General features: G+C 45.2%; 1 protein-coding gene. It reads right to left on the bottom strand.

The window, feature by feature from the left end; translation table 11 throughout:
* Positions 1–549: 549 nt before the first annotated feature.
* The coding region (locus FA727_RS25605; protein WP_136833908.1) for a Ty1/Copia family ribonuclease HI at positions 550–1626 on the bottom strand (1077 nt) is incomplete at its 5' end.

Raw genomic sequence — 1626 nt, 5'->3', positions numbered from 1 at the left:
CGTTCGTCGATGGAGGCTGCGCACGGGCAGCGACGGTCGGTGTAGAGGTTGAAGCCGTAGCTCGACGCAGTAGGTCACGACGTCCTTCAGGGCGCCACCGGCTTTGGCCGGGGACGGCGATGAAGGGTGTGGTGGAGCTTCCCGCCGCCGTAGCGCTAACCCTCTAGATCGGTCTAGGGTTTGAGTGTAGGTGGAGTTGGTACTCAGTACAACTTCGTGATCCGAGCCGTGGCCCCCACCCCTCTCTCTATATAGCGCTGGCGACAGGGGCCCACCAACCATTAGGGTTGGGCGCCCCCGATCAGGGCGCAGATCAAGGCCCAAAGGCCTTTGGGCCTTTTGGGGCTGAGGAGATCAACCTAACAATCTCCCCCTTGATCTCACTCTTTATTTTATTTTCTTTTCCAGTATATCTTTCATCTCATCTTAGATTTATGTACAGAGCTTACCTCATCGTCACGATTCTTTATCGATAGAATCAATAGCCACCGTACACGCCTCTATTCAGAAACGAATTCTTATATCTTATCGGGCCTTCTAATCCAGGAATCATAGGCTTTCCCTTAAACCCATACCGGCTAAGTGTTCCTTGAACACATTGGGTGGTAGGCCTTTCGTTAGCGGATCCGCAAGCATATTCTTTGATCTCATATGCTCGAGACTTATGGTGTGATCCTGGATTCTATCTTTTATCGAATAAAATCTTACTTGTATCGGCTTGGTAGCCGTACTTCTTTTGTTGTTGTGGGCATAGAATACTGCAGGCTGGTTATCGCAGTACATCTTTAATGGTCTTTCTATGCTATCCACAATTCGTAAATCGGGTACGAATTTCTTTAGCCATTCTACCTGCGTCGAGGCCTCATAACATGCTATGAACTCAGCATACATCGTTGATGATGCTGTAACTGGTTGCTTTGAGCTTCTCCACGAAATAGCTCCTTCAGCAAGCATGAAGATGTAACCTGTCGTGGATTTTCTGTCATCTTCATCTCCAGCATAATCTGCATCTGCATACCCTTTAATCTCTAGGGAATCAGATCTTCTGTAAGTCAGCATGAGACCTTTCGTGCCTTGCACATAACGGAAAGCTTTCTTCACCAGTTTCCAATGTTCTATTCCTGGTTCTTCTTGATATCTGCTTAGCACGTTTGTGACAAAGGCTAAGTCAGGGCGAGTGCACGTCTGTGCATAAGACAAGCTCCCAAGAGCCGAAGAATACGGTACCGCTTTCATCTGTTGTCTTTCATATTCATTCTGGGGACATTGGAATTTCCCAAATCTATCACCCTTGACTATCGGAGCAGGAGTAGGATTACTTTTCTGCATATTATATCTCTCTAAAATCTTTTCTAGGTATGTCTTCTGTGACAATCCTAGAACCCCATTTCTTCTGTCTCGATGAATCTCAATTCCTAAAACAAAGGAAGCCTCACCGAGATCTTTCATGTCAAAGTTAGAGGACAAGAATTTCTTTGTTTCTAGTAATAGACTAATATCATTACTTGCCAGTAGGATATCGTCCACATACAGTACAAGGAAAATGTATTTCCCTTTCTTAAACTTTGCGAATACGCAATTGTCCTCAATATTCTCTTTAAACCCAAATTTCTTTATCGTTTCGTT

It is taken from the genome of Robertmurraya kyonggiensis, assembly GCF_005116465.1.
Classification (GTDB): Bacteria; Bacillota; Bacilli; order Bacillales; family Cytobacillaceae; genus Robertmurraya; species Robertmurraya kyonggiensis.
Note: the sequence above shows the minus strand (reverse complement) of the source record. Positions and strands in the feature narration are given on the sequence as shown.